Here is a 6,298-nt window from a genome sequence, read left to right on the forward strand (position 1 = left end):
CGGCAAGTGGACAGATCGATCGCACAGCGTGTGAAGGACAGCGTAATGGTTACGAATAAACGCGGGCCGATTCACCAGCGCGCGTTTTTTGTTTTAACACGCTGAAATCGATCAGAAGAAAGGATTGGTGTTGTATGGCAGAGAGAAAAAAGGGTCAGGTGAAGTGGTTCAACGATGGGAAGGGTTTCGGATTCATCTCCCCCGAAGGCGGTGGCGAGGATGTGTTCGTGCACTTCCAGGCTATCCAGGGCGAAGGCTTCAAGTCGCTTCAGGAAGGCCAGACAGTCGAGTTCGACGTGGTGCAGGGCCCCAAGGGCCTTCAGGCAGCGAACGTCACAAAGGCGTAATGAACCACAGGTTTACGCTGACAGGAACCCCGGCCGCAAAGGTCGGGGTTTTTTTGTCCACAGCCCACCTCTACCAATAGGAAGCCACTTCGTAGCGGTCGCTGCCCACTCCTGCTCCGTCCCCAATTGCTCCGGGACAGGTGGTTTCTGTTTTCAGTTCTCAGCCTCTCAGCCCTTTGCTATCTAGTAGTACAGGTGTTCCGCGGGGTCGACGGGCACGCCGTCCTGGCGCACCTCGAAGTGCAGGTGCGGCCCCGTGGCGCGGCCGGTGGAACCCATGCGCCCGATCTTCTGCCCCTGCGCAACGATCTGACCTTCGCAGACGTCGATCCGGTCCATGTGGCAGTAGCGCGTCGTGAGGCCTGCGCCGTGCTCGATCGCCGCCGTGATGCCGCAGGCCCCTTGAAAGCCCGCGAGCCCCACCCTGCCGGCCGCCGCGGCCTTCACCGGCGCGCCCCTGAACCGCGCGATGTCCATGCCCTCGTGCCGCGCCCACCGCCCGCAGATCGGGTCGCGCCGCGGCCCGAACATGGAGCTCAGCCTCCCGTCGGCCGGGAAGATCAGGGGCAAAAGCTCGCTGCGAAGAGAAGGGAGCAGTTTGAGGAGAGGGTCCTCCACAAGGAGAAACCCGGGACCTGCCGCCTCCCTCGAATGGATGTGTTCGTCCATGCGGAGATCGGCACACGCGGTGCGCCAGGCAGCGCACACGGACAGGGCTATGAGAAGCGACGCAAGTTTCATCCCCTCCCCTCTGATGCAGATTTCATGCCACGCACAGGGGCAGAGGGGAGGCAAAAGGAAAAAAACCTGGCACAGGAGGTGCATCGAATCGCTGCAGTGTGCCCAAAAACGCTGCATCTTGAATCCCGATGTTGACGGCCCCGAGGGGCCAAACTAGATTCCGGATATGCTGGAGATCGCACTCCACCGCGCAGGAAGGATGCTCCTCAGGGAGCCCATCGGCACCGAGCCCATCACCGTGGGGCGCGCCAGCGAGAACACCATAAGGCTGATGGACCCCGACATCTCAAGGGAGCACTGCCGCATAGAGTGGCGCGACGGGGCCCTGATCGTGAAAGACCTCTCCACCAACGGGATGCTCGTCAACGGCGAGAGGGTGAGCCAGGCGCAGGTCGACGCAGGCGACCGGATCGCGGTCGGCCCCTGGAACCTCGTCATCGAGGCGACCGTCGATGCGATCCCCGTGCGCACCCTGGCCGCCGAGCCGCACGCCACGCGCGTGCTGGCCTTCGACCCGGCGAGCAAAAAGCTCACCACCCAGCGCGTGGATATGGTGGTCCGGACGCCCGACCAGGCCCCGCTCAAGAAACGGGTGAGCAAGTCCGAAATACTCATCGGCCATCACGCCTCGTGCGACGTGGCGGTGGCTGACCCGTACGTCTCAAGGCGCCACTGCAAGCTCGTCATCGACGGCGAGAGGGTGAAGCTCATAGACCTCGCCTCAACAAACGGCGTATTCGTGGGCGAGACCCGCGTCGCACAGGCGGCGATGGAACGCCACGGCTCGTTCAGGGTCGGCCGCTCGGAGGTGCACTATCGCCTCTCCTCCGAGAGCGAGGAGCTCGCCCCCTCCGAATCGGACAGGTTGGGCGAGATGGTCGGCCGCTCGAGGGCCATGCGCGAGGTCTTCGCGCTCATCCGGCGGGTGGCCCCATCGGACGCGCCTGTGCTGATCACGGGCGAGAGCGGCACCGGGAAGGAGCTCGCTGCGCGCGAGCTTCACAGGCTGAGCCTGCGCAGGCAGGGGCCCTTCGTCGCGATCAACTGCGGCGCATTGCCGGCCGGCATAATCGAGGCCCAGCTCTTCGGCCACGAGAAGGGGGCGTTCACCGGCGCCGTGGAGCGGATGCCCGGGCTCATCGAGCAGGCGAAGGGGGGCACCCTCTTCCTCGACGAGATCGGCGAGATGGACGCGGCCCTCCAGACGCGGCTTCTGCGCGTGCTCGAGGACAAAAAGGTCCGCCGCATCGGCGCCCAGGCGGAGATCGACGCGGATTTCAGGCTCGTGGCCGCGACCAACCGCGACCTGCGCAGGATGGCCAAGGACGGCCGCTTCCGCGAGGACCTGCTCTACCGCATCTACGTGGTGCCGATCGAAATCCCCTCGCTCAGGGAGCGGCCCGACGACATAGAGCACCTCGCCTCCCACTTCCTCGCCAGGCTGGCGAAAGACGGCAGGGCACCTGCGCTCAGCGCCGGGGCGATGAAGGCGGTGCGGGGCCACCCCTGGCCGGGCAACGCGCGCGAGCTCAGAAACGCCATGGAGCGGACCCTGCTGCTCTCGATCCGCGACGTCATCGAGCCCCGCGACCTCTTCCTCTCCTTCATCGGAACGAAAGGGGGGCAGCCCGGCGGGCTGCGCGAGCAGGAGAGGTCTCACCTCATCGAGGTCATCGCCGAGTGCAAGGGCAACATCTCCAGGAGCGCGCGGAGGCTGGGCATCGCGCGAACGAGCCTTCAGGCCAAGATCCGCAGGTTCAAGATAGAGACGCCGAAGCCGTGATCCGAAAATACCCGTTTGTCATTCTGGGGCGCCGGCTGAAGAATCCCTTCAGCGCTTGCTTTCTCGGCCTCAGGATGACATTAGAGAATACGATGAAAGAGGCGATGCTCTACAGCAAGGAGGCGGGGAACAGGGTCCGCTGCAGGCTCTGCAGGCACGGCTGCGCGATCGACGACGGAAAATACGGCATCTGCGACGTCCGCTACAACGACGGAGGGACGCTGCGCTCTATCTTCTACGCGAAGCCGGTCTCCATGGCAGTGGACCCTATAGAGAAGAAGCCGCTGTTCCACTACAAGCCGGGCTCGCTCGCCTTCTCCATCGCCACCCCGGGCTGCAACTTCCGATGCGACTTCTGCCAGAACTGGGAGATATCGCAGTACCGCCACGGGGACTCGCCCGAGATCGGGATGAAGGAGGTACTGCCCGAGGCGGTGGTGAGAAACGCGAAGGCCCACCGCTGCGCATCGGTCTCATACACATACACCGAGCCGACCATATTCTTCGAGTATGCGTACGACACCGCGAAGCTCGCAAGGGCCGCGGGGATCGGGAACACGTTTGTCACCAACGGCTACATGACCCGCGAGGCGCTGGATACGATCCGGCCGTACCTCGACGCCGCGAACGTGGATCTCAAGGCCTTCCGCAAGGACACCTACCGCAAGGTGATGAAGGCGCAGCTCGACGGCGTGTGCGACTCCATCAGGTATATGCACGAGATCGGAATATGGGTCGAGGTGACCACCCTCATCGTGCCGGGCATGAACGACAAGGATGCGGAGATCCGCGACATCGCCAACTTCATAGTGGAGACCGGCCGCGAGATACCGTGGCACATAAGCCGCTTCACCCCGCGCTACGAGCGCACCGACGCCCCTCCCACCCCGCTCGCCACTCTCAGGAAGGCCTACGAGATCGGAAAGAAGGCCGGGCTCAGATACGTGTACGTGGGAAACGTCCCCGGCGACTCCTCTGAGAACACGTTCTGCTATAATTGCGGCGAGCTTTTGATCGAACGCGAGGGTTTTTCCATAAGCGCAAATCTAATCACGCACCGCTCGGAGTGCCCCAAGTGCTCCTCGAAGATTGACGGGATTGATATGGGCGGAGTCGGAAAGTAGAACGTCAGGACTGCCGGGCCTCGGCCTCCGCGCGCCGCTGCCTCTCTTCCTCTGATATGGCCCTGTTGTACTCGTCGACCAGGCGCTGCTCCTCGACCTTGAGATTCCTGAGGTTGTTCTCGAGCTCCGAGACGACCCTCTCCTGGGCGCGCGCCTTGTCGGCCAGGGCCCTGTGCCCCTCGTCGAGCCTGTCGCGCTCTGCCTTCAGGCTTTCCGCAGCCGCCTTCGCATTCGCGAGCTTGGCCACCTCGGAGTCGTATTTCGCCTTCTCCTCCGAGAGCCTCTCCCTCTTCTCAGCCAGCTTGTTCTCGTAATACTTGTCTCCGGCGCGGTCGATGATCTGGCGCTCCTCGGCGGCGAGGTTCGCGGCCTGTGCGTCGGCGCTGGCGCGCTGCTCGATCGCCCTGTTGTCCGGCAGCTCGGAGATCCTCATGTACTGGTTGAGGTATATCTGGGCGGAGACGTTGCTGCTCACACCCAGATGCGCGGCGCTCATCTTCATGCACGCGGCGTGAAACGCGACCAGCGCCGCCCCGCCCGCGTTCTGGCTCTCGAGTATGGCCTCGAGGCAGAACTGGCTCCACTTGTTGCGCAGCTCTCGGTCGTAGTTCCACTGGTAGAAATTCGCCAGGTCGTACGCGGTCCTCACCTGCTGGCGCTGCGGATCGAGCTGCTTCCACGACTGCTGGTTCTGGTTAGCGAAATCCTCGACATTTTCTTTCGCCGATCTGACCGCGTCCTCGGCGTTTCTGGTCCTCGCCTCGGCGGTCGCCTCGTCCGACTCAACCCTCTGCTGGTCCCCGTAGGCCTCGCTGTACTGCTCGGCAGACTGCTTGCTGGCCGGGCCGGTCTCGTTGTTGGCCTGTTCCACGAGCGCATTGTTCTCGGCCTGCGCATCGACGAGCTGATCGTAAACCTCCGCCTGCTGCTGCCCCAGGTCGTTCACCTTTGAGGTAACATCTGCCGCATCCATTGGCATTCCACCGCTCTGCATAGGCTCGTACCCCTCCAACCCTATTATCGGTTGCCCACCCCCCCTGAGTTGCGTCCTGGGGAAAAGATAATTACCCTTATTTATCAAATAATTAACGCGGTTTTCCCGGGTCCCTGGTCCCGGGTCCCGACTCCCGATCAGAGCCTGAGCATCCTGTCCAGGGCGAGCCTGGCCCCCCGGGCGAGCTCATCGGCCACCCTGATCTCGTTCACCCTCCCCAGCTCGTCGAGCACCCACAGCAGATCGGCCATGGAGGTGCGGAACATGCTGGGGCAGAGCGAGCGGGCCAGGGGCACTATCCTCCTGTCGGCGTTTTTGCGCGCCAGGCGGTTCACGAAGTTTATCTCGGTGCCGATGACGACCGTGGATCCGGCAGGCGCGTCCTCGGCGTATCTCTTGAGGAACGATGTGGAGCCTGCCGCGTCGGAAGCGGCGACGACCTCCGGGTCGCTCTCGGGGTGGACCGCGACCGTGCAGCCCTGGTATTTCGCGCGCATCTTCTCCACCTGCCCCTCGGTGAAGAAGGTGTGCACGTGGCAGTGCCCCTTCCACACGATCACCCTCGCCCCTTTCGCGGCCGCGGGGTTCGGGGCGTAGGGGTCCCAGACCGCGATCTCGTTCTCCTTGAAGCCGTTGGCCAGCGCGGTGTTGATACCGAGGTTGCGGTCGGGCATGAAGAAGACGCGCCTGCCCTGACCTGTCGCCCAATCGAAGGCGCGGCCGGCCGAGGAGGAGGTGCACACGGTCCCGCCTCGTTCTCCGCAGAACGCCTTGATGGCGGCGCTTGAATTGATGTACACGACCGGCAGAAACTCCTTGGCCACGCCCTGCCGCTCCAGCGCCTGCCAGGCCGCCGTCGCCTGGCCGACGTCGGCCATGTCCGCGAGCGCGCACCCGGCGTCCATGGCCGGCAGATACACGCGCTGGCCCGGCTTCGCCAGTATCGACGCCGCCTCGGCCATGAAGCGCACGCCGCAGAAGACGATGTGTTCCGCCGCAGCCTGCGCCCCGTGCTTCGCGAGCTCGAACGAGTCCCCCTGGAAATCGGAGAACTCGATCACCTCGTCGCGCTGATAAAAGTGGCCGAGGATGACCAGTTTGGCGCCGAGCCGCTCCTTGTGCGCGCGGATGCGCGCACGCAGTTCGTCGGCATCCATGCCGCGGTACGAGTCCGGGATGCTGCTTATCTCATCCATAATCATTCCTTTGTCACTCTGTCACTCCATTCGGCAGACATATGCTGCGCCGAACCTGCAGTAATCAGACGGAACGCTTCGGAGTGCTTTTCTCGCTATCCCTCGTCGCCTCA

At 63.7% G+C, this 6,298-nt stretch carries 6 protein-coding genes; 3 read left to right on the forward strand and 3 right to left on the reverse strand.

Features of this window, described 5'->3' with window-relative positions; genetic code table 11:
• Positions 1 to 134: 134 nt before the first annotated feature.
• Positions 135 to 347: a cold-shock protein gene (locus JXA24_03320; protein ID MBN1282785.1), complete on the forward strand. Its 213-nt coding sequence runs from the start codon at positions 135 to 137 to the stop codon at positions 345 to 347.
• A gap of 183 nt (positions 348 to 530) precedes the next feature.
• On the opposite strand, the gene JXA24_03325 is transcribed toward JXA24_03320, so the two are convergent.
• Entirely contained in the window at positions 531 to 1,088 is a 558-nt protein-coding gene (locus tag JXA24_03325) for a M23 family metallopeptidase (protein MBN1282786.1), read from the reverse strand.
• A 166-nt stretch (positions 1,089 to 1,254) separates the two neighbouring features.
• Between JXA24_03325 and JXA24_03330 the strand changes: the two genes are divergently transcribed.
• Together JXA24_03330 and amrS are read left to right on the forward strand one after the other, a co-directional pair.
• The gene (locus tag JXA24_03330; protein MBN1282787.1) at positions 1,255 to 2,871 is read left to right on the forward strand and encodes a sigma 54-interacting transcriptional regulator; all 1,617 of its coding nucleotides are present in this window, start codon (positions 1,255 to 1,257) and stop codon (positions 2,869 to 2,871) included.
• 92 nt (positions 2,872 to 2,963) lie between these two features.
• Entirely contained in the window at positions 2,964 to 3,995 is a 1,032-nt protein-coding gene (gene amrS / locus JXA24_03335; protein MBN1282788.1) for an AmmeMemoRadiSam system radical SAM enzyme, read from the forward strand.
• Positions 3,996 to 3,999: 4 nt separating this feature from the next.
• Here amrS and JXA24_03340 read toward each other — a convergent pair whose 3' ends face one another.
• Positions 4,000 to 4,989 carry a hypothetical protein gene (locus JXA24_03340; GenBank protein ID MBN1282789.1) on the reverse strand — a complete coding sequence of 330 codons (990 nt, stop codon included), beginning with the start codon at positions 4,987 to 4,989 and terminating at the stop codon, positions 4,000 to 4,002.
• Between the two features lie 137 nt (positions 4,990 to 5,126).
• The gene (nadA, locus tag JXA24_03345) at positions 5,127 to 6,185 is read right to left on the reverse strand and encodes a quinolinate synthase NadA (protein MBN1282790.1); all 1,059 of its coding nucleotides are present in this window, start codon (positions 6,183 to 6,185) and stop codon (positions 5,127 to 5,129) included.
• Between the last annotated feature and the right edge of the window lie 113 nt (positions 6,186 to 6,298).

The sequence above is a fragment of the Pseudomonadota bacterium genome (genome assembly GCA_016927275.1).
GTDB lineage: Bacteria > UBA10199 > UBA10199 > 2-02-FULL-44-16 > JAAZCA01 > JAFGMW01.

Excerpts from the sequence above, each read along its gene's own strand:
- JXA24_03330 (MBN1282787.1), top strand. The coding sequence starts at position 1,255 with ATGCTGGAGATCGCACTCCACCGCGCAGGAAGGATGCTCCTCAGGGAG.
- JXA24_03320 (MBN1282785.1), top strand. The coding sequence starts at position 135 with ATGGCAGAGAGAAAAAAGGGTCAGGTGAAGTGGTTCAACGATGGGAAG.
- JXA24_03325 (MBN1282786.1), bottom strand. The coding sequence starts at position 1,088 with ATGAAACTTGCGTCGCTTCTCATAGCCCTGTCCGTGTGCGCTGCCTGG.
- JXA24_03340 (MBN1282789.1), bottom strand. The coding sequence starts at position 4,989 with ATGCAGAGCGGTGGAATGCCAATGGATGCGGCAGATGTTACCTCAAAG.
- amrS (MBN1282788.1), top strand. The coding sequence starts at position 2,964 with ATGAAAGAGGCGATGCTCTACAGCAAGGAGGCGGGGAACAGGGTCCGC.
- nadA (MBN1282790.1), bottom strand. The coding sequence starts at position 6,185 with ATGGATGAGATAAGCAGCATCCCGGACTCGTACCGCGGCATGGATGCC.